At 59.6% G+C, this 25,131-nt stretch carries 12 protein-coding genes; 8 read left to right on the forward strand and 4 right to left on the reverse strand.

Features of this window, described 5'->3' with window-relative positions:
* Nucleotides 1–202 precede the first annotated feature (202 nt).
* The gene (gene rapA, locus JOE29_RS05745) at nt 203–3,049 is read right to left on the reverse strand and encodes an RNA polymerase-associated protein RapA (protein ID WP_046271181.1); all 2,847 of its coding nucleotides are present in this window, start codon (nt 3,047–3,049) and stop codon (nt 203–205) included.
* A 233-nt stretch (nt 3,050–3,282) separates the two neighbouring features.
* Between rapA and JOE29_RS05750 the strand changes: the two genes are divergently transcribed.
* Nucleotides 3,283–3,624: a hypothetical protein gene (locus tag JOE29_RS05750; RefSeq protein ID WP_003348204.1), complete on the forward strand. Its 342-nt coding sequence runs from the start codon at nt 3,283–3,285 to the stop codon at nt 3,622–3,624.
* Nucleotides 3,625–3,724: 100 nt separating this feature from the next.
* Nucleotides 3,725–3,883, forward strand: coding sequence for a hypothetical protein (locus JOE29_RS05755; RefSeq protein ID WP_011268687.1), 159 nt, complete (start codon nt 3,725–3,727; stop codon nt 3,881–3,883).
* A 217-nt stretch (nt 3,884–4,100) separates the two neighbouring features.
* On the opposite strand, the gene JOE29_RS05760 is transcribed toward JOE29_RS05755, so the two are convergent.
* Together JOE29_RS05760 and JOE29_RS05765 are read right to left on the reverse strand one after the other, a co-directional pair.
* The gene (locus JOE29_RS05760; protein ID WP_099315112.1) at nt 4,101–5,726 is read right to left on the reverse strand and encodes a type III helper protein HopAK1; all 1,626 of its coding nucleotides are present in this window, start codon (nt 5,724–5,726) and stop codon (nt 4,101–4,103) included.
* 173 nt (nt 5,727–5,899) lie between these two features.
* Nucleotides 5,900–6,370, reverse strand: coding sequence for a MaoC family dehydratase (locus tag JOE29_RS05765; RefSeq protein ID WP_003314447.1), 471 nt, complete (start codon nt 6,368–6,370; stop codon nt 5,900–5,902).
* A gap of 368 nt (nt 6,371–6,738) precedes the next feature.
* Here JOE29_RS05765 and fadD2 point away from each other — a divergent pair, with 368 nt between their 5' ends.
* The 6 genes from fadD2 (at nt 6,739) to JOE29_RS05795 (ending at nt 22,354) form a co-directional block, all read left to right on the forward strand.
* Nucleotides 6,739–8,427, forward strand: coding sequence for a long-chain-fatty-acid--CoA ligase FadD2 (gene fadD2, locus JOE29_RS05770; protein ID WP_210078990.1), 1,689 nt, complete (start codon nt 6,739–6,741; stop codon nt 8,425–8,427).
* Between the two features lie 354 nt (nt 8,428–8,781).
* On the forward strand, nt 8,782–10,473 hold the full coding sequence (fadD1, locus tag JOE29_RS05775; RefSeq protein WP_024649270.1) for a long-chain-fatty-acid--CoA ligase FadD1: 1,692 nt from the start codon (nt 8,782–8,784) through the stop codon (nt 10,471–10,473).
* A 423-nt stretch (nt 10,474–10,896) separates the two neighbouring features.
* The gene (hrpA, locus tag JOE29_RS05780; protein WP_210080000.1) at nt 10,897–14,808 is read left to right on the forward strand and encodes an ATP-dependent RNA helicase HrpA; all 3,912 of its coding nucleotides are present in this window, start codon (nt 10,897–10,899) and stop codon (nt 14,806–14,808) included.
* 241 nt (nt 14,809–15,049) lie between these two features.
* Entirely contained in the window at nt 15,050–16,171 is a 1,122-nt protein-coding gene (locus JOE29_RS05785; RefSeq protein ID WP_044312049.1) for a beta-ketoacyl-ACP synthase III, read from the forward strand.
* A 120-nt stretch (nt 16,172–16,291) separates the two neighbouring features.
* On the forward strand, nt 16,292–21,187 hold the full coding sequence (locus JOE29_RS05790) for an NEL-type E3 ubiquitin ligase domain-containing protein (RefSeq protein WP_210078992.1): 4,896 nt from the start codon (nt 16,292–16,294) through the stop codon (nt 21,185–21,187).
* A gap of 39 nt (nt 21,188–21,226) precedes the next feature.
* Complete coding sequence (locus JOE29_RS05795; protein WP_016568774.1) at nt 21,227–22,354, forward strand: GNAT family N-acetyltransferase; 1,128 nt, start codon at nt 21,227–21,229, stop codon at nt 22,352–22,354.
* A 907-nt stretch (nt 22,355–23,261) separates the two neighbouring features.
* Here the strand turns inward: JOE29_RS05795 and JOE29_RS05800 are convergent.
* On the reverse strand, nt 23,262–25,094 hold the full coding sequence (locus tag JOE29_RS05800; protein WP_210078994.1) for an ABC transporter ATP-binding protein: 1,833 nt from the start codon (nt 25,092–25,094) through the stop codon (nt 23,262–23,264).
* Between the last annotated feature and the right edge of the window lie 37 nt (nt 25,095–25,131).

Here is a 25,131-nt window from a genome sequence, read left to right on the forward strand (position 1 = left end):
AGGCCTGGCGTTCTAGGCTGAGTATAGAAGCTGTTTACATCCTGCCAATACACGAGGTGCCAATTTGGCATCAAAGTGATGGCTGGCGCGTCTGGACTCTATGCTTGGGAGGACGCAGAGCGTCCGGAAAGGCATGCCCATGCGGAGCATGGGCATGATAGGGGGGCGTATATCGCGTGGCAGGTGGGTGTGTAACCGGCCCTCAGCCTGCGACCAGTACCCGGATCGCTTCCAGACGCAGGGCCGCTTTTTCAAGCATGGCCAGACCCTGTTCACGTTGCGCGCGCAGAGCCACCAGTTCACTGTCGCGCACGGTCGGGTTGACCGCTTGCAATGCCGTCAGGCGGGCCAGTTCTTCTTCGGTATCGGCTGCCAGACGGCGCTGCGCTTCGGCAACGCGCTCTGCGTGTTTCGGCGTGATTTTCTCTTCGCCCGCGTTGATCCTCGGGGTCAGTTGGTCACGTTGTGCCTGGATGAACTTGTTGGCGCTGGCACGGGGCACACTTTCGAGCTGATCATTGAGCGTGTTGAACGACACACGGCTGGCCAGATCGTTGCCATTCGGGTCGAGCAGGCAGCGTAGCGCGGCAGGCGGCAGATAACGCCCCAACTGCAGCGAGCGCGGCGCAACCACTTCGCTGACGTAGATCAGTTCCAGCAGAACGGTGCCCGGCTTGAGTGCCTTGTTCTTGATCAGCGCCACGGCGGTGTTGCCCATCGAACCGGACAGCACCAGATCCATGCCGCCTTGCACCATCGGGTGCTCCCAGGTGATGAACTGCATGTCCTCGCGGGACAGCGCCTGATTGCGGTCGTAGGTGATGGTCACGCCTTCGTCGTCGCCCAGCGGGAAGCTGGCGTCGAGCATCTTTTCACTCGGCTTGAGGATCAGGGCGTTTTCCGAATGGTCCTCGCTGTCGATGCCAAACGCGTCGAACAGGGTTTCCATGTAGATCGGCAGGCTGAACTGATCGTCCTGATCGAGGATCGCTTCGACCAGCGCTTCGCCTTCGCCAGCGCCGCCGGAATTGAGTTCCAGCAAACGGTCGCGACCGGTATGCAGTTCGCTTTCCAGGCGCTCGCGTTCGCTGCGGGCTTCATCGATCAGGGTTTGCCACTCGTCGTCGTCACCGCTTTCCAGCAGCGGCAGCAGGCGCGGGCCGAACTGATGCTGCAGGGCGTTGCCGGTCGGGCAGGTATTGAGGAACGCATTGAGCGCTTCGTGATACCACTGGAACAGGCGGGCCTGCGGACTGGTTTCCAGGAACGGGACGTGCAGCTCGATGGTGTGCTTCTGGCCGATCCGGTCCAGACGCCCGATACGCTGCTCCAGCAAGTCCGGGTGCGACGGCAGATCGAACAGGACCAGATGGTGGGAGAACTGGAAGTTGCGGCCTTCGCTGCCGATTTCCGAACAGATCAGCACCTGGGCGCCGAACTCTTCGTCTGCAAAGTAGGCCGCCGCACGGTCGCGCTCAAGGATGTTCATGCCTTCGTGGAAAACCGTTGCAGGGATACCGGAGCGCACACGCAGCGCATCTTCCAGGTCCATGGCGGTTTCGGCGTGGGCACAGATCACCAGCACCTTGACGCGCTTGAGCATTTTCAGGGTATCGATCAGCCAGTCGACGCGGGGGTCGAAGCGCCACCAGCGCTCTTCTTCACTGACTTCCGATTGCGACTGAAAGCTGACTTCCGGGTAAAGATCGGCGTGCTCGCCGACCGGCAATTCGAGGTATTCGACAGGGCAGGGCAGCGGGTATTGATGCAGCTTGCGCTCCGGGAAGCCCTGCACCGCGGCACGGGTGTTGCGGAACAGCACGCGGCCGGTGCCATGACGGTCGAGCAGTTCGCGAATCAGACGCGATTTGGCTTCTTCGTCGCCGGTATTCACCGCGGCCAGCAGCGAATCGCCTTCGGCACCCAGGAAGCCGTGAATGGTCTCTTGCGCCGCAGCGGACAGCTTGCCTTTGTCGAGCAACTCCTGAACGGCCTGAGCCACCGGGCGATAGTTCTCGCTCTCGGCGCGGAAGGCCTTGAGGTCGTGGAAACGGTTCGGGTCCAGCAGGCGCAGACGGGCAAAGTGGCTGTCCTGGCCCAGTTGTTCCGGCGTCGCGGTCAGCAGCAGTACGCCCGCAATGACTTCGGCCAGCTGTTCGACCAACGAATATTCGCGGCTGGCCTTGTCTTCGTGCCAGACCAGGTGGTGCGCTTCGTCAACTACCATCAAGTCCCAGCCCGCCGCAAACAGGGCGTCCTGGGCTTTTTCGTCTTCGACCAGCCATTCCAGGGCAACCAGCGCGAGCTGGGTGTCTTCGAACGGGTTGCCGGCATCGCTTTCCATGAAACGCTCGGCGTCGAACAGCGCAACCTGCAGGTTGAAGCGGCGACGCATTTCCACCAGCCACTGGTGCTGCAGATTTTCCGGAACCAGGATCAGTACGCGGTTGGCGCGGCCCGACAGCAGTTGGCGATGGATCACCAGACCGGCTTCGATGGTTTTACCCAGGCCCACTTCGTCGGCCAGCAGAACGCGTGGCGCGATGCGGTCCGCGACTTCGCGAGCGATGTGCAACTGGTGGGCGATAGGCTGTGCGCGCACGCCACCCAGGCCCCAGAGCGAGGACTGCAATTGACGGCTGGTGTGCTCGAGCGTGTTGTAGCGCAGCGAAAACCATGACAGCTGGTCGATCTGGCCGGCAAACAGACGATCGGTCGCCAGGCGGAACTGGATGAAGTTCGACAACTGGGTTTCCGGCAGCGTGACCACTTCGTTCTGCGCATTCAGGCCGTGGTAGACCAGCAGGCCATCGACATCGTCGACTTCGCGAACGGTCATTTTCCAGTTTTCGAAGTGCGTGATCACATCGCCAGGGGAGAAGCGCACGCGGGTCAGCGGCGCGTTACGCAGTGCGTACTGACGTGTTTCGCCAGTGGCCGGATAGAGCACGGTCAATAAGCGGCCGTCCTGTGCCAGAACGGTGCCCAAACCCAGCTCGGCTTCGCTGTCACTAATCCAGCGTTGCCCCGGTTGATACTGCTGCGCCATGCTGCCTGTCTCCCGCTTGAAAAAGCTGAGTATGTTAACGGAACGCGCCCCGAAGGCCAAAGGCAGCGTGAAAAAACTCATGGTCAGCGCCGGAACCTATCGAATTTTTGGTTCCATGACACTTATTTCACTGAGAGGAGTCAAAAAAGATCTTATAAACCATCACTGGCTATTTCAGCCCGGTTCAAGTTGCCTCGTGCACGGCCGACACCCCGGTAAGAGGAGATAAAACCATGCTGCAACCTATGCTTCCGTTAAGTGTGGTGCCAGTGACATCACAGCTGGATCCGGCCAAACGCATGCCGGACATTCCACCTGTCGCGCCGGTGCAGCAGAGCTCCAGCGAGACCTCCATCGACCTGCGCAATGAAGATACTGAACGCAGCGCGTTGCTGTTGCGTGAAGAGCAACAGCGCCAGCAGCAACAGCAGCAGGCTCATGGCGGCGGAGAAGCCGAGGAATACGTGGGGCTGGTGGTTCCGGGTGATTCGCTGAACGCCGACAATACCGTACCCGTCGTGCCGCTCATCGACGACGAGCCGCGTCAGGGGCTTTGGGTGGATATTCAGATCTGATCGCTGCACCGCCCATGTCTGTACGGGTCACGGGACTGGCCAAGGCTGCTGCGATTGAGCATTATTGGCCCTGATTTCCCGTGTTCGAGAACCGCAAGCCATGAGCGACGACGCACAACTGATCGACCTGGGCGCCGAGCGCGCCAAGCGTATCCACGATCTGAATGACAAGCGCCTCAATGAAGTGCGCAATGCCTTCGAGCAGGCCATGCCGTTGGGCAAGCAGAAAAAGTCCGGCAAAAAGCCCAAAAAGCGCTGATCCAGCCGCCATACCCTTGATCTGATCAGTCTGGTTCAGCAACAGCTGATCTGGATCAACTCGCCTTTATGCACGCTGCCTTAGTCTTCTTCATCGAATGCGCTGTAGGCGGACACGCGCCTATCTGCATTCAATGAGCACGCAAGGCACTTGGGGCGACTTCGGTCGCCCTTTTTTTCGTCTGCATGCCACGCCCTGCATCGAGCGCCGTGGGCTATCAGCTCACGGTGTTGGCGCCGGCATGGGTCAGGTCATAGGCTCTGGCGGCTTCGGCGGTCTTGATGTCGCGCTGATAGCTCGGCGTCCAGGCGGTCACCGCTGACTTCTGGGTGAAGCTGACATTGCTGCCGATGTCCTTGAAGTGCGCATCGCCATAGTCATCCAGCACGCCGGCGTTGCTCGGCTTATCGGACACATTGACGCCTTTGTTGAAATAGTTGGCCTGCGAAAGGATGGTCGCATCCCCTGTCGCGGTAAAGCCAAGATGGAAGTTGTCGATCGAGTTGTTGTAAACGTCAAAATCGCCATGCCGCATCAGGCCGGGTGCCCGAACATCAAGGTTGCTGAACACATTGTTGGCGATGGTCATGCGCGGGTAGCCCTTGTACTCGGCCTTGGCTTGAGCGGAGTCGTCCGGCTGACCGAGAATCACGCCATATTCGTTGTTCTGGAATTTCGAGTTGGTCAGACTGACGTTGTCTGCCGTCCCGCCGACATAGAGCAGCTTGTCCAGACCTTTGGCGTTCTGATCCTTGGTGCCTGAATAGGTGTTGTGGTCGATCCAGTATTTCTGACCGCTGCTGATGAACATCTGCATGTCACCGTTTTCGCGATAACGGCTGTCGTGGTCGAAGTTCAGGTTCTGGAAGATGTCATTGCTGGCGGTCTTGCCGCTGGCCAGGTAGATGTTGTGCAGACTGTTGCCCTTGTCGGTGCCGAGCAGAGTCTTGTTGGCGCCAAAGTTGATAGTCACTTTGCTGTCGGCAGACAGATTGGCCCCCAGTTTGACGGTGCGGGCTTTATCGTCCTCCATGTACTTCTTGAGGTCCGCCACGGTATTGACCGTAACGACTTCGCCACCGTTACCGCCGGTGGTGTTGGCCTCTTTGGCGAAACCTACGATGCCGGACATGTCCGCGCCCTGGCCATGCGCTGCCGGGGTCACGGTTTTCGCTGCTTTAACCGTGTTATCGGTCTTGGTGGTGTCCGTCGAGGTTTTCGGCAGGGCAGGGTCATTGACCACTGCCGGGTTTACCGCATCGGGCCTGGCGGGTGTCTTGTCTGGAGTGACACTGCTTCGCTCGGCCGTCCGGGCTGCTGTTTGTGGCGGCGCAGCGGGCGTCGGCTCTGTATTTTTTTGCAGTGATACAGGTTTTTCTGAAGGGTGATCGTTCTGCACCACAAAGGGTTTTTCTGCGTTGCCCTTAGGTGTCGAAGGCGACGAGGAAGAGGACGAGGACGAGGGCGATTGAGCGAGTGTCGGCGTCTGTTCGCGTTGAGTCTGTGCAGGCCCAGAGCCGTTCTGTAGATTGCCTTCCAGCAGAGAGAGCAGGTTGTTGAGGATGTTGCGGATCGCTTGCACAAGTTTGTTCAGTACCTGCTCACCGTTGCCACCCAGCATGTTTGAAGACGTGCTCGTGTCAGTCGGCTGGACTCTGGAGCCTAGTGTATTCAGCGAAGAGTGCGGGCCATTGGCCTGCTGTGTCAGGCCGAAGTCGATCAGGTTGCTATTGTGGCCCGGCTTGATGCCCTGACCTTGAAGCTGCAGTTGATCGGTCTGCGCCGGAGCATCCTGCGCAGAAGTCCCGGAGACGGGGTAATAGTTTCTGTTGATCGTATTCATGGCTGATTTCCCCGCCTGTGGGATGAACAATTCGTGATCCGGATAGGGAGTGCTACTGGTTCCCTGAGTGGAAAGCGCAGGAAAGCAGTTCCGGGTGCATCATGAATTTTTGTTCAGGCCACTGGCGAGTCGGTCGGTCGTGCGCGCTGCGTGGCGCACGCCCGTGCGCGGTATCAGCCGAAAGTGATCTCGGGCAATACGGTCAGGTCGACGGTCTGCTGCTTGCGCGGGGCGAGAATCTCGGCTTCGCCGTCTACAACCAGCTCATCGTTCTGATTGAAAACGCGGGTGGCGATGCGCACGCGGAACTTCGGCAGTTTTTCCAGGATTTCCAGGCGCACCGTCAGGGTATCGCCCAGTTTTACCGGCTTGAGGAAGGTCATCTGTTGACCGATATAGATGGTGCCGGGGCCAGGCAACTCGCACGCAACCGCCGCACTGATCAGCGCGCCGCTGAACATGCCGTGGGCAATACGCTCCTTGAACATGGTCTTGGAGGCGTATTCGGCGTCCAGGTGGACCGGGTTGTGGTCGCCAGACATCGCGGCGAACAGCTGAATATCACGCTCTTCCACTGTCTTGCTGTAGCTGGCGGTCTGACCGACTTCAAGGGCTTCGTAAGGCGTGTTGGTGACTTGAGTCATGTGGCTGTCCTGACAATAAAAATGAATTGAAGCGCGCCGGTTCGTGCAACCCGACCTGGCCTTGATTTGTAACACTTGATGACCTGTCGCCGCCAATGCGCGGACAAGATCATTCAGACGCTTGCTGGCGCTCCCCGGATCACATTCAAGGCAAATAATAAGCAAACGTCGTGTGAATACGGCTACTGCGCTATCGGGCAGGTGTCCTTACCAGCCCGATTGCCGTGCGCAGTGTATCGCTGGCGACAGATTTCAGTCTGAACAGAGACAAGATTCATGCTGCTGATGAGGCCCGGATGATGATTTGCCTGAGGTGCTTTAACTGCTAACGTCCGCTCAGACCTATGCAGGGAAAAGGGATAAAAATAATGCAAGCTGACTTCTGGGATGACAAGCGTCCGGCGGGTGTCGACGCCGAGGTGGATCTGCAGACCTACCAATCGGTCGTCGAGGTGTTTGAGCGCTGCTGCAGGAAATTCGCCGACCGACCTGCGTTCAGCAACATGGGCGTGACGCTGACCTACGCGGAACTTGAGCGTCACTCCGCCGCCTTCGCCGCGTATTTGCAGCAGCACACGCAACTGGTGCCGGGTGACCGCATTGCCGTACAGATGCCCAATATCCTGCAGTACCCGATCGCCGTATTCGGTGCGATGCGTGCCGGTCTGACGGTGGTCAACACCAACCCGTTGTACACCGCGCGCGAGATGCGCCATCAATTCAAGGACTCCGGCGCCCGGGCGCTGGTCTATCTCAATCTGTTCGGCAAGCTGGTGCAGGAAGTGCTGCCGGACACGGCCATCGAATACCTGATCGAAGTGAAAATGGGCGACATGCAATCGGCTGCCAAGGGCTGGCTGGTCAATACCATTGTCGACAAGGTCAAGAAGATGGTCCCTGAATTCCATCTGCCTCAGGCCGTCGGCTTCAAGCGAACGCTGCGCCTGGGGCGCGACAGCCGCATGCAGGTCGTACCGCGAGGTCTGCAGGATGTTGCCGTTCTGCAGTACACCGGTGGCACCACGGGCCTGGCCAAGGGCGCGATGCTCACCCATGGCAATCTGGTCGCCAACATGCAACAGGTCTATGCCTGCATGCGCCAGCAAGGTCCGCAAGGCGGATCGCTGTTTGAAGAAGGCAAAGAGGTGATGATTGCGCCGCTGCCGCTCTATCACATCTATGCGTTCACGGCGAACTGCATGTGCATGATGATCAGCGGCAATCACAACATCCTGATCACCAACCCTCGCGATATCGGCGGCTTCATCAAAGAGCTGGGCAAGTGGCGTTTCACTGCCATGATCGGACTCAACACGCTGTTCGTGGCGCTCATGAACCATCCGGAATTCAAGAATCTGGATTTCTCGGCGCTGAAAAGCACCAACTCCGGTGGCACTGCACTGGTCAAGGCCACGGCCGAGCGCTGGGCGCAGATCACCGGCTGCACGATCGTCGAAGGTTACGGCCTGACCGAAACATCGCCTGTTGCCAGTGCCAATCCCTACGGCACTCTGGCGCGCCTGGGAACCGTGGGCATTCCCGTGCCCGGCACCGCCATGAAAGTCATCGATGACAATGGCATCGAGTTGCCTTTCGGCGAGCGTGGCGAGCTGTGCATCAAGGGGCCGCAGGTCATGAAAGGCTACTGGAACCAGCCTGATGCCACGGCCGAATGCCTGGATGCCGAAGGCTGGTTCAAGACCGGTGACATTGCCGTGATTGGCGCTGACGGATTCGTCAGTATCGTCGACCGCAAGAAAGACCTGATCATCGTGTCCGGTTTCAACGTCTACCCCAACGAAATCGAAGACGTGGTCATGGCTCATCCTAAAGTCGCCAACTGCGCCTGCATCGGCGTGCCGGACGAGCGCTCAGGGGAGGCCGTGAAGCTATTCGTGGTGGCGCGAGACCCGGGGCTGAGCATCGAAGAGCTCAAGGCCTTCTGCAAAGAGAATTTCACCGGCTACAAGGTGCCCAGGCAGATCGTTCTGCGTGATTCATTGCCGATGACCCCGGTGGGCAAGATTCTGCGCCGCGAGCTTCGGGACATTGCCTGACCCTTTAATCGTCTCCATCTGTGTACCTGACCCCGTTTGCAGATCGCTGCAAACGGGGTCGATTTTTTCCGGAAACAGGCGATTATGCTGAGGGACCGCTCTGGTCCGGTGCTTTTGAGGCAGTGATGAGGTTTTATTAAATGCATTAAAAGTGACCAGATATGGTTTTCTGGTCTTGCTGGTGACTGTCGGGCCTTCTTATGCCTCTAGTCGGCCTTTGGCAAAGCTGCTACTCTCGGCGCGCTTTTTGATCAGTCATAAAGCGGAAAAAGCGTCTACTGCATAATTCCAAGCACAAGAAAATCATCGCTTCAGGCGATGTGAAGAATTCGCTATCGCTACGGAGCCGACTGAATGATTGATAACTTCTGGAAGGACAAGTACCCGTCCGGTATCCCTGCCGATATCAACCCCGACGAGTACCCTAACGTCCAGGCGGTCCTGAAGCAGTCCTGCCAGCGCTTCGCCGACAAGCCGGCGTTCAGCAACCTGGGCAAGACCATCACCTACGGCGAACTATATGAGTTGTCCGGCGCGTTTGCCGCCTGGATTCAGCAACATACCGACCTGCAGCCGGGTGACCGTATCGCCGTGCAGCTACCCAACGTATTGCAGTACCCGATTGCCGTCTTTGGCGCGATTCGCGCCGGGCTGATCGTGGTCAACACCAACCCGCTGTACACCGCGCGGGAAATGGAACACCAGTTCAACGACTCCGGTGCCAAGGCGCTGGTGTGCCTGGCAAACATGGCCCACCTGGCCGAGAAGGTCGTACCCAAGACGCAGATCAGGCAGGTGATTGTCACCGAAGTGGCCGACATGCTGTCACCGTTCAAGCGCTTGCTGATCAACAGCGTCATCAAGTACGTGAAGAAAATGGTCCCGGCCTATCACTTGCCCAAGGCCGTCAAATTCAACGATGTACTTGGCAAGGGCCGTGGGCAGCCAGTGACCGAGGTGTCGCCTGGCAGCGCCGATGTTGCCGTGCTGCAGTACACCGGCGGCACTACCGGCGTGGCCAAGGGGGCAATGCTCACGCACCGCAACCTGATCGCCAACATGCTGCAATGCCGGGCGCTGATGGCGTCAAATCTGGGCGAAGGCTGTGAAATCATCATCACGCCGCTGCCGCTTTACCATATCTATGCCTTCACCTTTCATTGCATGGCGATGATGCTGCTCGGTAATCACAACATCCTGATCAGCAACCCGCGTGACCTGCCGGCCATGGTCAAGGAGCTGTCGAAATGGAAGTTCAGCGGCTTTGTCGGCCTTAACACGCTGTTCGTGGCCCTGTGCAATAGCGAAGGCTTCCGCAACCTCGATTTCTCGGCGTTGAAGGTCACCTTGTCCGGCGGCATGGCCTTGCAGCAGGCCGCTGCCGAGCGCTGGAAGCAGGTGACGGGCTGTCAGGTCTGCGAAGGCTACGGCATGACCGAGACCAGCCCGGTGGCCACGGTCAATCCTTCTCAGTACGTGCAGATGGGCAGCATCGGTATTCCGGTACCGTCGACCCTGTGCAAGGTCATCGACGATGCGGGCAACGAGCTGGCGTTCGGTGAAACCGGCGAGCTGTGCATCAAGGGGCCGCAGGTCATGAAAGGCTACTGGCAGCGCCAGGAAGCGACCGATGAAATGATCGACAGCGAAGGCTGGCTGAAGACCGGCGACATCGCGATCATCCAGCCTGACGGCTATATCCGGATTGTCGATCGCAAGAAAGACATGATCCTGATCTCCGGTTTCAACGTGTACCCCAACGAACTGGAAGACGTACTGGCGACACTTCCCGGCGTGCTTCAGTGCGCGGCGATCGGCGTCCCGGACGAGAAGTCGGGCGAGACCATCAAGGTTTTCGTGGTGGCCAAACCGGGCGTTACCCTGACCAAGGACAAGGTCATGGAGCACATGCGCGCCAACCTGACCGGCTACAAAGTACCGCGCAGCGTCGAATTCCGCGACGTGCTGCCAACCACCAACGTCGGCAAGATCCTGCGTCGCGAGTTGCGTGATGAGGAATTGAAGAAACTGGGTGTGAAGAAGTAAGAGCAGGCCCGAAACCGGATTGACGTTCATTCCCACGCCAGGCACATCTTCACGAGAGTGTTCTCCCGGACACCTCTCGTTCCTCACGCTCCGCGTGGGAATGCCTTTCGTGACGCTCTGCGTCACACGCTAAAGCGCTGACGCCTGCTTCGGGCTGTACCAGATGCCGGCACCACTAAAGCCAGAGTTTCGTTTATGCGCGCGGTCTCGCCAGACTGAAGATTTGTGACGCAGAGCGTCACGAACTGCATGCCAACGCGGAGCATTGGCACGATAGGCAGTCAGATTTGTGCATGGATCTGAGCGCCAGGGGGAGTCCAGTGGATGATACTGCGTACTGCCCAATCCTCAGACCATCGTCACGACCCACCGCAATCTGCGACAATCCGCATCTGCCATTTGAAAAAAGACCCTGCGCGCCTGATGACCGACGAATCGCCCTCTATCGACCAACTTCTGAAAAACCTCGACCAAGCGATGATCAGCGAACGTCATCGTCTGCGCCGTCAGTTGCACGACCTGCGCAAAAAGCCCGACGAGGCGAAGCTGGCGCAGTGGGTTGCGCGCGTGCAGGCATCCTGTGCGCAGGTCACTGCGCGGCGTGAAAGTGTGCCGGCGATTCGTTACGACGATAACCTGCCCATCGCGGCCAAGCGTGACGAGATCAAGGATGCGCTGCTCAAGCACCAGGTGCTGATCATTGCCGGCGAGACTGGCTCCGGGAAGACCACCCAGTTGCCGAAGATCTGCCTTGAAATCGGTCGCGGTCAGCACGGTCTGATCGGTCATACCCAGCCGCGCCGGATCGCCGCCCGCAGCGTGGCCAGCCGGGTTGCCGAGGAAATCGGTACGCCGCTCGGTGCGCTGGTCGGCTATCAGGTGCGTTTCGAGGACCAGAGCGACAGCAACACCCTGATCAAGCTGATGACCGACGGTATTCTGCTGGCCGAAACCCAGCACGACCGCTTTCTCGAGCGCTATGACACGATCATCGTCGACGAAGCCCACGAACGCAGCCTGAACATCGATTTCCTGCTGGGTTATCTGAAGACCCTGCTGCCGCGTCGTCCGGACCTTAAGGTCATCATCACTTCCGCGACCATCGACCTGCAGCGCTTTTCCGAGCACTTCAACGATGCGCCGGTGATCGAAGTGTCCGGGCGTACCTTCCCCGTGGACGTCTGGTATCGCCCGCTGACCAGCGAGCAGGACGAAGACGGCAACAGCGTTGAAGATGACCTGACCGTCGATCAGGCGATTCTGGCCACGCTGGACGAACTGGCGGCCTTCGAGCGCAGCGAGCGCAAGAGCCCAGGCGATGTGTTGGTGTTCCTGCCTGGCGAGCGCGAGATCCGCGATGCCGCCGAGGTGCTGCGCAAGGCGCAGCTCAGGCACACCGAGATTCTGCCGCTTTACGCGCGCCTCTCGCCGGCCGAGCAGCAGCGTATCTTTCAATCGCACCCTGGTCGTCGCGTTGTACTGGCTACCAACGTCGCTGAAACCTCGCTGACTGTGCCGGGCATCCGTTACGTGATCGACACCGGTACGGCGCGCATCAGTCGCTACAGCTATCGCGCCAAGGTCCAGCGCCTGCCGATCGAGGCGGTGTCCCAGGCCAGTGCCAACCAGCGCAAAGGCCGTTGCGGACGGGTCGAGCCCGGCCTGTGCGTGCGTCTGTACAGTGAAGAGGATTTCAACGGTCGGCCGGAATTCACCGACCCCGAGATCCTGCGCACCAACCTGGCCGCGGTCATCCTGCAGATGCTGCACCTGCGCCTGGGCGAGATCACCGACTTCCCGTTCATCGAGCCGCCGGACGGCAAGGCGATCAGCGACGGTTTCAACCTGTTGCAGGAGCTCTCGGCGGTCAACCGCGAGAATCAGCTGACCCCGCTGGGCCGCCAACTGGCGCGTCTGCCGGTGGACCCGCGCATGGGCCGCATGCTGCTGGAAGCGGCGAAGCAGGGCAGCCTGCAGGAAGTGCTGATCGTCGCCAGCGCCATGTCAGTACAGGACGTGCGCGAGCGCCCGCCCGAGCGTCAGCAGGCTGCGGATCAGGCTCACGCGCAATGGAAGGACGCCGACTCGGACTTCGCCGGGATGGTCAATCTGTGGCGCGGCTTCGAAGAGCAGCGCCAGACCCTGACTGCCAGCCCGTTGCGTAACTGGTGCCGGCGCAATTTCCTGAATTACCTGCGCCTGCGTGAATGGCGCGATTCCCATCGGCAATTGAGCCTGATCTGTCGCGACCTGCAACTGACGGTCAACAAAGAGCCGGCCGATTACCCTAAGTTTCACAAGGCCATTCTTTCCGGTCTGCTGAGTCAGATCGGGCAAAAGGCCGACGAGGGCGATTACCTCGGCGCACGACAGCGGCGCTTCTGGATTCACCCTTCCTCCGGATTGGGCAAGAAGCGTCCACAGTGGTTGATGACCGCCGAACTGGTGGAAACCACCAAACTGTACGCGCGCATGGTCGCCAAGATCGATTCGGACTGGATCGAGCCGCTGGCCGGCCACCTGATCAAGAAAAACCACTTCGAGCCGCACTGGGAGAAGAAGCGCGGGCAGGTCGTGGCGTTCGAACAGATCACGCTGTTTGGCCTGATCGTGGTGGGCCGTCGCCCGGTGCATTTCGGACCTATCGACCCGGTGGTTTCGCGCGAGCTGTTCATTCGTGAAGGCCTGGTGCGTGGCGATATCCTGTCACGGGCCAAGTGCCTGAGCGCCAATACCCGCTTGCTGGAACAGCTCGACGAGCTGGAAGCCAAGGCTCGACGCCGCGATATTCTGGCTGACGAAGACACCCTGTACAGCTTCTACGAAGCACGCATTCCGGCCGAGATTCATCAGACGGCCACCTTCGACAGCTGGTACAAAACCGAAAGCCAGAAGAATCCACAGCTGTTGATCATGCGCGAAGAGGACGTACTGGCGCGCGAGGCCAGCGAAGTCACCGCCGCGCAATATCCGGACACCCTGCGGCTGGGCGACCTGAGCCTGTCGCTGAGCTACCACTTCGAACCCAATCACCCGCGTGACGGCGTGACTTTACGCGTTCCCGCGCCGTTGTTGCTGTCGCTGCCTGCCGAGCGTCTTGAATGGCTGGTGCCGGGGTTACTCGAGACCAAGTGCATTGCGCTGGTCCGCAACCTGCCCAAGGCGGTGCGCAAGAACTTCGTGCCGGTCCCGGATTTCATCAAGGCGGCGTTGCAGCGCATTACCTTCGGCGAGGGTTCATTGCCTCAGGCGCTGGGCCGTGAACTGCTGCGCATGACTGGTGTAAGGGTCAGTGACGAAGCCTGGGCCGAGGCGGCACAGCAGCTTGAAGGTCATCTGAAGATGAATCTGGAAATCGTCGATGGCAGCGGCAAGTTTCTCGGTGAGGGGCGCGATCTGGCCGAGCTGACGGCGCGCTTTGCCGAGGCGAGTCAGGCCGCGCTGGCCGTGCCGCAAACCGCAAAAAGCCAGCAGCCCGTGCAGGCCAAGGCCTTCGCTGCGGTGGCGCAGAAAACCCAGCAGAACATCGCCGGGCTGTCGATGACGGTTTATCCGGCGCTGGTCGAAGAGGGCGGAGCGGTCAAGGAAGGCCGTTTCTCGACCCAGGCCGAGGCCGAGTATCAGCATCGCCGCGCCTTGCAGCGTTTGCTGTTGCAGCAGTTGGCCGAACCCGCCAAGTTTCTGCGCAACAAATTGCCGGGGCAGACCGAACTGGCCTTGCTTCATCGCGAGCTGGGGCGCATCGATGCGTTGATCGAAGACATCCTGCTGGCCAGCCTCGACAGTTGCGTGCTGGAAGGTGAAGCCGAGTTGCCGCGCGACGGTGCCGGCCTGCTGTCGCTGGCTGAGCGCAAGCGCGCCGACTGGACCGAGCATGCCGAGCGGCTCGCGAAGCTGACGCTGGAAATTCTCAAGCTGTGGCACGGTCTGCAAAAGCGCTTCAAAGGCAAGATCGACCTGTCCCAGGCGGTGGCGCTCAACGATATCAAGGCGCAACTGAGCAAGCTGGTGTACCCCGGATTCGTCCGCGAGACCCCGGCGGTATGGCTCAAGGAGCTGCCGCGTTATCTGAAGGCCATCGAGATGCGTCTGGAAAAACTGCCGTCTCAGGTGCAGAAGGACCGGGTGTGGAGCATCGAGCTGGCAGGTCTGTGGACGCAATACCAGGCACGCGCCGACAAGCACGCGCAAGAAGGCAAGCGCGACCCGGAACTGGCGCTGTACCGTTGGTGGATGGAGGAATACCGCGTCTCGCTGTTCGCCCAGCAACTGGGCACGAAAATGCCCGTGTCGGACAAACGGTTGAGCAAGCAGTGGAGTCAGGTGGAGAGCTGATCCGCTGCTTCCTGTCACGAAGTAAAAGGCGTCTATCGTGCCTATATTCATTGGCCCGATAGCGCCAAAACCGGGCTCTGTGGCACACTCCGCGCCTGTCTTCACCGTGTCATGAAATGCTGCTCCCGGTTACGGGCAGCTTTTACAGTCGCACTGGTACGCAGGTCCCAAAAAGCAGTGGGCCTTCAGTTGCCGTGCGTGAGCAGGTCATTACCTGCAACTCAATAAGAGAGGAACGACCGTGCACAACGTCGTCATCAGCGGCACAGGCCTGTTTACCCCGGCCAACAGCATCTCCAACGAAGAGCTGGTGCAGTCTTTCAATGCCTATGTTGCACAGTTCAACAGCGATAATGCCGCCGCTATCGAACGTGGCGACGTGCAGACGCTGAGTGAGTCCAGCGCCGCTTTCATCGAAAAGGCTTCGGGTATCAAAAGCCGCTTCGTCATGGACAAGGAGGGCATTCTCGATCCGCAGCGCATGAAGCCCAACCTGCCGGAGCGCAGCAATGACGAATGGTCGATCCTCTGTGAGATGGGTGTAGCTGCCGCCAGACAGGCGCTGCAACGCGCCGGCAAAACCGCTGCCGACATCGACGGTGTAATCGTTGCCTGCTCCAACCTGCAACGCGCCTATCCGGCAATCTCCATCGAGATTCAGCAAGCGCTGGGCGTTGCCGGTTACGGGTTTGACATGAACGTGGCCTGTTCGTCGGCCACCTTCGGCATTCAGACGGCCTGCAACAGCGTGCAACTGGGTCAGGCTCGCGCCTTGCTGGTGATCAGCCCGGAAATCTGCACCGCACACCTTAATTTCCGTGACCGTGACAGCCACTTCATCTTTGGTGATGGCGCCACGGCGGTGGTGATCGAGCGCGCCGATCTTGCCACGTCGCCTTATCAGTTCGATATCGTCAGCACCCGGCTGCTGACCCAGTTTTCCAACAACATCCGCAACAATTTCGGTTTCCTCAACCGTACCTCGGACGAGGGCCAGAGTGCGCCGGACAAGCTGTTCGTGCAGGAAGGCCGCAAGGTCTTCCGCGAGGTGTGCCCGATGGTCGCCGAGCTGGTCGCTGCGCATTTGCAGGACAACGGCATCAACATCACTGACGTCAGACGCTTCTGGCTGCACCAGGCCAACCTGAGCATGAACCATCTGATCGTCAAGAAGCTGCTGGGCCGCGACGCCAGCGTCGAAGAAGCGCCGGTGATTCTCGACACCTATGGCAATACCAGTTCGGCGGGCTCGGTGATTGCGTTTCACACCTATCAGGACGACTTGCCGCAAGGCGCTCTGGCGGTACTCAGTTCGTTTGGCGCTGGTTACTCGATCGGCAGCGTGATTCTGCGCAAGCGCTGATCGCGTTCGACGGGTAGCGCTCTTGAGACGGGCGCTACCTGTCATATCCCGTTATGTCATGTGCAGGCCGTTGGGTCTTTATCGTATTGGCTATTCACAAAGCCATTAGCGGTATCGACCATGTTCACCCTCAGATACAACCCCTTTGAAACAATAGAATCGTCCGTTGCACACGCCTCTGTAACGCCTCCACCGCAGGACGCGGCGCCGTTCGAAGCGGAGCACGCCAACACCGAATTCATCAGGCTCAACTTGCCAGACTGGTATGTGGGCGCGCCTACGGCACTGCGCCAGGCGCTGCACGCCGGCCAGCAAAGCGCACGCCGTTGCGCCCAGGCGCTGGAGCCAATGCGCAACCGGCTTTTATCAGCGCAGCAGTTTGCAGCGCCCTTGCTGTCGAAAGCGTTTGTCGAACGTTTCAAGCTCGACCTCGACGTTGAAGCGTTTCAACTGATGACCTGGCGCTATGACAGCACCTGGAGCCCGGCCCCGCTTGAGCAGACTCTGCTCCAGGCGGCCTTGCAGAACTTCGCTCCGAGCAACAGAAGCCGCTTCGATCCCTACTCGGCAATCTTGCGCACAGGTGGCCTGCGCTACTGGCTGATCGACAGCGCCCAGCGCCGCTACAAGGTGGAATACCGGGACCGTCAGGCGATCGATCTCGAACAGTTCGCTGATTTTTGCCATGAGCTGGATCTGGGCCGCCAGTATCAGACCCATCTGGACAGCGTGTTCAAACCGCCAGGCCCGGCTGCGCAAGCGGTTGCCAGCGCATTCATGGACAGCGAGCGTGCCGCCGTCGAGGTGCTTGCGCATATCGCTGTGATGAAAGGCGATATCACTGAAGCGGCGTACCAGACCCTGCTGGACATGGTGAAGTCCGTTGACCAGCCGCGATGGGATGGCAAGGGCGTGCGTTATTGCCAACTGCACATGCTCGACACCTACACGTTCCCCGGCTCGCTGTTACAGGGTGCTTTGCTGATACAGCAGGATGGCGCCAGGCCCGATGACGGTCCTTGTCTGGTCTACCTGCCTTCCGAGCCCTCGCATCCGATCAAGCAGTTCGCATCGTTGCGGGCCTTCAATGTCTGGCTGGTGACGGCGTTGGGCAGCGAACACTATCGACGCTACTTCAGCCGTTTCGTCAGCCTCGGCCAGGCTTCGGCATTTTTTACCAAACTGGACGCGCGGCTGTATCCGGCCAGGGATCGCAAGCTGAACCTCGACGCCGACCTGGTCGTGCAGGCACAGCCATTCTCGAAGCCGCCATTCGAGCGGCTATACGACCATTTGCTGGCCAAAACCTATGACGACTCAAAGGCGATCGCGGTGCCTTCCGCTCAGGTGGACCAGCAGGCTCACGATGCACTGATCGAAAGCCTTGAAAACAATGGTATGAACCTGCTCAACGTGGCCGGGTTCTTTGTGCCGGTGCTGGGTGAAGTCATGTCCGTGGTCGCCCTCTATCAGCTCGCCAGCGAAGCGTTCGTTGCTTACGAAGACTGGAAGCACGATGAAGTCGAAGACGCCATGCAACATGTCTACGACATCGGCGAAAATGTTGCACAGATGCTGGTGGCAGGCGGCGTCGTGGCTGCGGTGAACGGGCTGCAACCCTCGATGTTCATCGAAAGCCTGGTGCAACGGCGTGTCGACGGGGCCGTACGTCTCGGCAAGCCGAGCATTGATGCCTATGCGCATACGGTTTCGTTGCCCGACAACCTGAGCAGCAACGCCCTTGGGCTTTATGAGCACGAGGGCAAGACCTGGTTGCCACTGGATGGCAAACTGTATCGCGTCGAGTCCGATGCCGCCGGCACCCAATGGCGCGTCAGGCATCCGGTGAATGAGCGTTCGTACGCGCCGAAGCTCAAACACAACGGTGCCGGCGCCTGGCGCCATGAATGGGAAAACCCCATGGGTTGGGACGAGGTAACGGCTTTCAGACGCCTGAACCCGACGTATCATGCGTTCCCGGAAGAAGACATTCAGAAAGTCCTGCGCATCACCGGCACCCAAGAGGCGTTGTTGCGCCAGGTCCATGTCGAGAACCTCCAGCCTCCGGCCTTGCTAAAGGACGCCATTCAGCGCGTTGAAACAGAACGGCAGTTGCACGCCTGCATCGACGCTCTTCAGGCCGCCGATGTGGCTGATGTCCATGTTTCTCATCTTGAACCGTGGCTGAAACTGCTGGTGTCATCACCGCGCTGGCATGAGGCCCGCGGCCTGCTACTGATCGACGCCCAAGGCGCGCTGCTGGAAGCGTGGAACGCGGGATCGCAGATGACGCTGTCGTCCCATGTCACAGGGCCGACCGGGCAGCTCACTGAGGTGCTGGGTCAATTGCTGGAAAATCTGTCCGCCGATGAAGCCGCTCGTCTGAGCGGAAGCGACAGTGCCGACAGGGCCGTTCAACTGCGTGGCCTCAAACGCTATCTGGCCGATTACGCCCAGACGCACATCGGGCGCCTGCTAGATGACGTGCAGGCGCTCAAAGGTCGCAGCGACGACCCGCATGTCCAGCTGATACAGCGCGACTTCGAAAGCCTGCCGAGCAGCGTGGCGCTCGAACTCATCGGCATGGCGAGCGATGCAGACAAAGCGCGAATGACCACTGAAAAGCGCATTCCTCTAGGGCTCGCCGAGCATGCCCGCGAGTATCAGCAGCAACTGCGGATAAACCGCGCCAACGAAGGCTTCTATCGGGCGGTAACCGATAATCCGGACACCCGGGCAGCGGGGCTGGGCATGCTGCAGTACGTGCCAGGCTGGCGGGGTGATGTTTCGATCGATCTGTTGAAGGATTCGCTGGAGGGCGACGAAATAGCCAGTCTCGACAGCGATCAGGCCTCATCGCACCGGCTGCTGGTCAATACCGAGCAGGGTGTTCAGTGCTTTGAGCCGTCGGGCGAGTCGCTCGGTGAAGTGGATCAGCAGTTTTTCAGGGCGTTGTTGCTGGCGCTTCCTGAGCAAGTGCGGCTCGACATCCAGCTGCCCGCTGATGCGGATGAGCTGCAACTGCGCAGCCTGTTGCGCGATACGGCAGTCGAACGACGCGAGCGCATGGCTGCCGTTCTGCAATTACAACTGATCAAGCCGGGTATCAAATGGCCGCAACGCTTGCCCCATGGCCGTATTGGCTACCCCCTGAGTGGACGGTTGCGACGTTTCTTTCGTCGTCTGGGCATCGGCGCGTCCAGGTACTCGCCGGAGCTTGCGGTAAAAAGCTTATACCCTGATTTTTCCGATGCAGAGGTGTCCGGTTTCCTGAACGCGTTGCGCGCCGAACACACCGGACTGGCGAGGGAGTTGTCGACTTTCGTCCGGCAAAGACTGAGCAGCCTCGCCGATGAACTGCGAACGCTCCAGGTTACCCTGGACACTTGGGTCGCGGAAACGCCCTTTTCTTCGATGCGCCGGCCGAGGGAGGTTGCCGCGACGCGCATTCACGACTGCTGGAAACGCTTGAGCGTTCAGTGCCGAAACTTTCAAGGTGACTTCTTGGGGTACGCGCTCGATCTGGATAATCTGCGTATCGGAGAACTACCGGATATCACGGCCAACTTCGACCATGTGGCGGTGCTGAAAGCCCGCGCCATGCAGCTTACCGATCCACAAGCGGATGCATTACTGAAAAACTTCAATAGACTGCGTTCGCTGAGCCTGGACTTCAATGACCTGCGATCCTTGCCGACTTCGATAGGGCAAATGCCTCAGCTTGCAGAGCTGTCCATCAGCCACAATCCGCTGATCTGGACAGAGTCCGCCAACGCGACGTTGCAGAACCTGAACCGCCTGGAAATTCTGGACCTCAATTTTTGCTCGCTCGGCGAGGATGTCCCCATCAATGCACTGAACTCCCTGCGCCTGTTGTTTCTGCGCGGCTCCGGCATTAGCAGATTGCCGGCATGGAACTGGCTTCGGTCTGAGCTGATTCGTATTGATGTGCGTGACAATCGCATCTCGGAAATATCCATCGATGAGCTCGATAACATCGAGCGCTCCCTCAGTTCCTCGCGCCTGCACTTGCATCTGAACGGCAATCCGTTGAATTCACCCACGCTGGAGCGCATCAGGCTGTTTCGCGAGGGAAGGCTGCGACCGCGATGGGGTGTCAGCCAGAGTGTCAATCCGGTTGAGGCCGGACCTGACAGTGCGCCGTGGCTTTTAGGCCTGAATCGTGAGCAGGCCAATACCCGCACAAGGCTGTGGCAAGACCTGCGCGCTTGTGCCGGCTCCACGGATTTTTTTCAGATGCTAAGCGATCTGACACACTCGGCCGACTTTTCAAGTAACCGCGATGAGCTGATTGCGCGGGTCTGGTCGATGATCGAAGCGGCGTCGGTAAACGCCGAGCTGCGTGCCCAGCTCTTCGATGTTGCTGCGCACCCGCAGACGTGTGGCGATGGACTGGCATTGGTGTTTGGCGACATGGAAGTGCGCGTCCAGATCTTCTCGATCATGTCATCCACGCCGGCGTCTGCGCAGCCACGCAAGCTGTTCAGGATGACCCGCAGTCTGGACCGTCTGGACCAGGTGGAGAAAATTGCCCTGCGCGAGATTGCGTTTCGCCAGGCGAGCGGCGAGAGCGTCGATGAGGCCGAAGTACGCCTGGCCTATCGCGTCGGTCTGCAGGCGCGGCTTGAACTGCCGGGCCAGCCGCGAACCATGTGGTTCCGCGCTATTGCCAGGGTGAGCGAAGCGGATTTACAGACGGCGTACAACGAAATCATCGATCGCGAAACCACCCCTGAGTTTTTTCAGTCGATGATTGCCCGGGAGTTCTGGATGAGTTATCTGGAAATTCGTTACGCCCCGGAGTTCGAGCCGGTCAAGCAGCCTTTCAATCAGCGCCTGGTGGCCCTGGATGAGTTGCCGCCTGACGAGCAATCCGATCAGCAGTACATCGAGCAGATTGGCGTGATCTCCCGTGAGCGTGAGCGAGCGATCAACGAATTCGCGGTCACTCTTTCCAGGCAGATTGCGGAGGCGGTGAACATCACGGCTCAATAAGGGATATTCTTCACCCTGTCTGCCTATCGGGGAACCTGCATGCCTGTTCACGTAATCGACAGCCTCGCCACCGTCACGCCTGCCCAATGGGATGCGCTGGTCCCTGGCAATCAGCCATTCCTGCGGCATGCGTTTCTCAGCTCGCTGGAGGACAGCGGCAGCCTCGGCCCACGATCAGGCTGGCGTGCCGAGCACGTGCTGCACTACGAAAACGATCAGTTGGTGGCGGCGTTGCCGGCCTACCGAAAGTGGCATTCGTATGGCGAGTACGTGTTCGATCACGCCTGGGCAGACGCCTGCCGTCGCGCTGGCATCGCCTACTACCCCAAGCTGCTGGTCGCCGTGCCTTTCAGCCCGGTCGGCGGTTCGAGGATTCTGTCCGCGACGCCTCAGGGTGGCATCGAGTTGCTCGGCGAGCTGCCGGCGTACCTGCAACGTGAGGGGCTGTCGAGCGCGCACGTGAACTTTACCGATCCGGCGGCCGATGCCCTGCTTGAAACCCAACCGGGCTGGTTGCAACGGATTGGTTGCCAGTTTCATTGGCAGAATCGCGGCTACCGCGATTTCCAGGATTTTCTCGACGCATTGAGTTCGCGCAAGCGCAAACAGATGCGCAAGGAGCGTGAACAGGTGGCCGGGCAGGGCATCGAGTTCGAATGGCTCGAAGGCGCGCAGATGAGCGAAGTGCTGTGGGACTTCGTGTATGCGTGCTATTCCAATACCTACGAGGTGCGCGGGCAGGCGCCTTACCTGACGCGTGAGTTCTTCAGCCTGCTGGCCGAGCGCATGCCTGAGTCGATCCGAGTGGTCATCGCGCTGCAGGGCTCACGGCCTGTGGCGATGGCTTTCAGCCTGATCGGTGACGACAGTTTCTATGGGCGTTACTGGGGCTGCCTGGCTGAGTTCGACCGGCTGCATTTCGAAACCTGTTTTTACCAGGGTATGGACTACGCCATCGCCCACGGCCTGCAACGCTTCGACGCCGGTGCGCAGGGCGAACACAAACTGATCCGCGGTTTCGAACCGCAGATCACCCGTTCGTGGCATTACCTGATGCACCCAGGCCTGAAAGACGCGGTCAGCGAGTTTCTGGAGCAGGAGCGCGTCGGCGTAATGGCCTATGCCGAGGATGCGCGCAGCGCGCTGCCGTATCGGCAGGCGGAGTAACCCGCCAGAAGATATTCAGCGACTGCACTGACCTCTTCGCGAGCAAGCTCGCTCCCACAATTGCGGTGTACACCTGACCGGCAGGTGAGCAGCTATCCAGAAGACATTCAGCGACTGCACTGACCTCTTCGCGAGCAAGCTCGCTCCCACAAGTGCGGTGTACACCTGACCGACAGGTGAGCAGCTATCCAGAAGACATCCAGCGACTGCACTGACCTCTTCGCGAGCAAGCTCGCTCCCACAAGTGGGGTGTACACCTGACCTGCAGGTGAGTAGCTACCCAGAAGACATCCAGCGACTGCACTGGCACCTTCGTGAGCAAGCTCACACAACTGCTGTGTACACCTGACCGACAGGTGAGCAGCTATCCAGAAGACATCCAGCGACTGCAAGGGCCTCTTCGCGAGCAAGCTCGCTCCCACAAGTGCGGTGTACACCTGACCGGCAGGTGAGCAGCTACCCAGAAGACATTCAGCGACTGCACTGGCCTCTTCGCGAGCAAGCTCGCTCCCACAAGTGCGGTGTACACCTGACCTGCAGGTGAGTAGCTATGCAGAAGACATCCAGCGACAGCACTGGCACCTTCGTGAGCAAGCTCCCACAAGTGCGGTGTACACCTGACCGGCAGGCGAGCAGCTACCCAGAAGACATTCAGCGACTGCACGGGCCTCTTCGCGAGCAAGCTCGCTCCCACAAGTTCGGTGTACACCTGACCGGCAGGTGAGCAGCTATCCAGAAGACATTCAGCGACTGCACGGGCCTCTTCGCGAGCAAGCTCACACAACTGCTGTGTACACCTGACCGGCAGGCGGGGTGGCGGGGAGATCACTGCCCCTGAAGATTTTATGGCTTGTGAAGATCTTGTGGGAGCGAGCTTGCTCGCGAAGAGGCCGGCAGCCTCGCCCTATCAATCCACGCCTACAAACCCACCCGTCTGATGCTGCCACAACCGTGCATACAGCCCGCCATGCGCCAGCAGTTCGCTGTGCGTGCCGGTTTCGGCGATCTGGCCTTTCTCCAGAACCACCAGGCGATCCATGCGTGCGATGGTCGACAGGCGGTGCGCGATGGCGATCACAGTCTTGCCTTGCATTAACGTCTCCAGGCTCTCCTGAATCGCTGCTTCGACTTCCGAGTCGAGTGCCGAGGTGGCTTCGTCCATGATCAGGATCGGCGCGTCCTTGAGCAGCACGCGGGTGATCGCGATACGCTGGCGTTGACCGCCGGACAGCTTGACGCCGCGCTCACCGACATGGGCGTCGAAGCCGGTGCGACCTTCGGAGTCCGACAGCAGCGGGATGAACTCGTCGGCGCGCGCCTTGTGAATCGAATCCCAGAGCTGTTCATCAGTTGCGTGCGGATTGCCATACAGCAGGTTCTCGCGAATCGAGCGGTGCAGCAGCGAGGTGTCCTGGGTAATCATGCCGATCTGCGCCCGCAGGCTTTCCTGGGTGATTTCGGAAATATCCTGGCCGTCGATGAGGATCCTCCCGCCTTGCACGTCGTACATGCGCAGCAGCAGGTTGACCAGCGTCGACTTGCCCGCGCCGGAAGGTCCGATAAGGCCGATCTTCTCACCCGGTCTGATGTCCAGGTTGAGGTTGTGAATGATCCCGTTGCCATTGCCGTAATGGAAATCGACGCCGTCGAACCGGACGCCGCCGTTTTCGATCTTCAGCGGCAGGGCGCCAGGTTTGTCATTGACCGTGACGGGCTGCGAGATACTTTCCAGGCCGTCCTGCACGGTGCCGATGTTCTCGAAGATGCCGTTGACCACCCACATGATCCAGCCGGACATGTTGACGATGCGGATGACCAGACCAGTGGCCAGTGCGATCGCACCCACCGAAATCATCGACTGCGTCCACAGCCAAAGCGCCAGACCGGTCGTGGTGACGATCAGTATGCCGTTCATGGTGGTGATGGTGGTGTCCATCGAGGTGACCACGCGGCCAGCCAGCTGACTTTTTTCGGTTTGATCGCGCATCGCTTCGCGAGCGTACTGCTGCTCGTGGTTGGTGTGGGCGAACAGCTTGAGCGTGGTGATGTTGGTGTAGCCGTCGACGATGCGGCCCATCAGTCTTGAGCGGGCATCGGACGAATCCACCGAGCGCTGCTTGACCCTCGGCACGAAATACATCAGCGAGAGGATGAACGCCGCGATCCAGGTACCCAGCGGGATCATCAGGCGCCAGTCGGCTTCGGCGAACAGCACCATTGCGCTGATCGCGTAGATCAGCACATGCCACAGCGCATCCACCGACTGCACAGCCGAGTCACGTAACGAGTTGCCGGTCTGCATGATGCGCTGAGCGATACGCCCGGCGAAGTCGTTCTGGAAGAAGTTGACGCTCTGCTTGAGCACGTAACTGTGGTTCTGCCAGCGAATCAGGTTGGTCATGCCGGGGCTGATCGTCTGGTGGACCAGCAGGTCATGCAGGCCGACGAAAATCGGCCGCAGCAACAGGGCTACGACGACCATCCAGATCAGTTCGGAAGCGTGAGTGCTGAAGAAATTCTCCGGCGGCGTGGTTTGCGCCAGGTCGATGATGCGGCTCAGGTAACTGAACAGCGACACTTCGATCAACGCACCGATCAGGCCGACCACCAGCAACGCAGTGAACGTCGGCCACACCTGACGCAGGTAGTAGAGGTAAAACGCGAAGACGGTATTGGGCGGGGCTGCGGTAGGAGCGTCTTTGAAGATATCGATCAGTTTTTCGAAACGACGATAAAGCATTGGCTATCACACCCACGCGACGTGGGTTCTCCTTGAT

Source organism: Pseudomonas sp. PvP009, from assembly GCF_017832995.1.
Lineage (GTDB): Bacteria > Pseudomonadota > Gammaproteobacteria > Pseudomonadales > Pseudomonadaceae > Aquipseudomonas > Aquipseudomonas syringae.

What these genes read in the sequence shown, in the direction of transcription:
- rapA (WP_046271181.1), bottom strand. Translation starts at nt 3,049, where the DNA reads ATGGCGCAGCAGTATCAACCGGGGCAACGCTGGATTAGTGACAGCGAA.
- JOE29_RS05750 (WP_003348204.1), top strand. Translation starts at nt 3,283, where the DNA reads ATGCTGCAACCTATGCTTCCGTTAAGTGTGGTGCCAGTGACATCACAG.
- JOE29_RS05755 (WP_011268687.1), top strand. Translation starts at nt 3,725, where the DNA reads ATGAGCGACGACGCACAACTGATCGACCTGGGCGCCGAGCGCGCCAAG.
- JOE29_RS05760 (WP_099315112.1), bottom strand. Translation starts at nt 5,726, where the DNA reads ATGAATACGATCAACAGAAACTATTACCCCGTCTCCGGGACTTCTGCG.
- JOE29_RS05765 (WP_003314447.1), bottom strand. Translation starts at nt 6,370, where the DNA reads ATGACTCAAGTCACCAACACGCCTTACGAAGCCCTTGAAGTCGGTCAG.
- fadD2 (WP_210078990.1), top strand. Translation starts at nt 6,739, where the DNA reads ATGCAAGCTGACTTCTGGGATGACAAGCGTCCGGCGGGTGTCGACGCC.
- fadD1 (WP_024649270.1), top strand. Translation starts at nt 8,782, where the DNA reads ATGATTGATAACTTCTGGAAGGACAAGTACCCGTCCGGTATCCCTGCC.
- hrpA (WP_210080000.1), top strand. Translation starts at nt 10,897, where the DNA reads ATGACCGACGAATCGCCCTCTATCGACCAACTTCTGAAAAACCTCGAC.
- JOE29_RS05790 (WP_210078992.1), top strand. Translation starts at nt 16,292, where the DNA reads ATGTTCACCCTCAGATACAACCCCTTTGAAACAATAGAATCGTCCGTT.
- JOE29_RS05795 (WP_016568774.1), top strand. Translation starts at nt 21,227, where the DNA reads ATGCCTGTTCACGTAATCGACAGCCTCGCCACCGTCACGCCTGCCCAA.
- JOE29_RS05800 (WP_210078994.1), bottom strand. Translation starts at nt 25,094, where the DNA reads ATGCTTTATCGTCGTTTCGAAAAACTGATCGATATCTTCAAAGACGCT.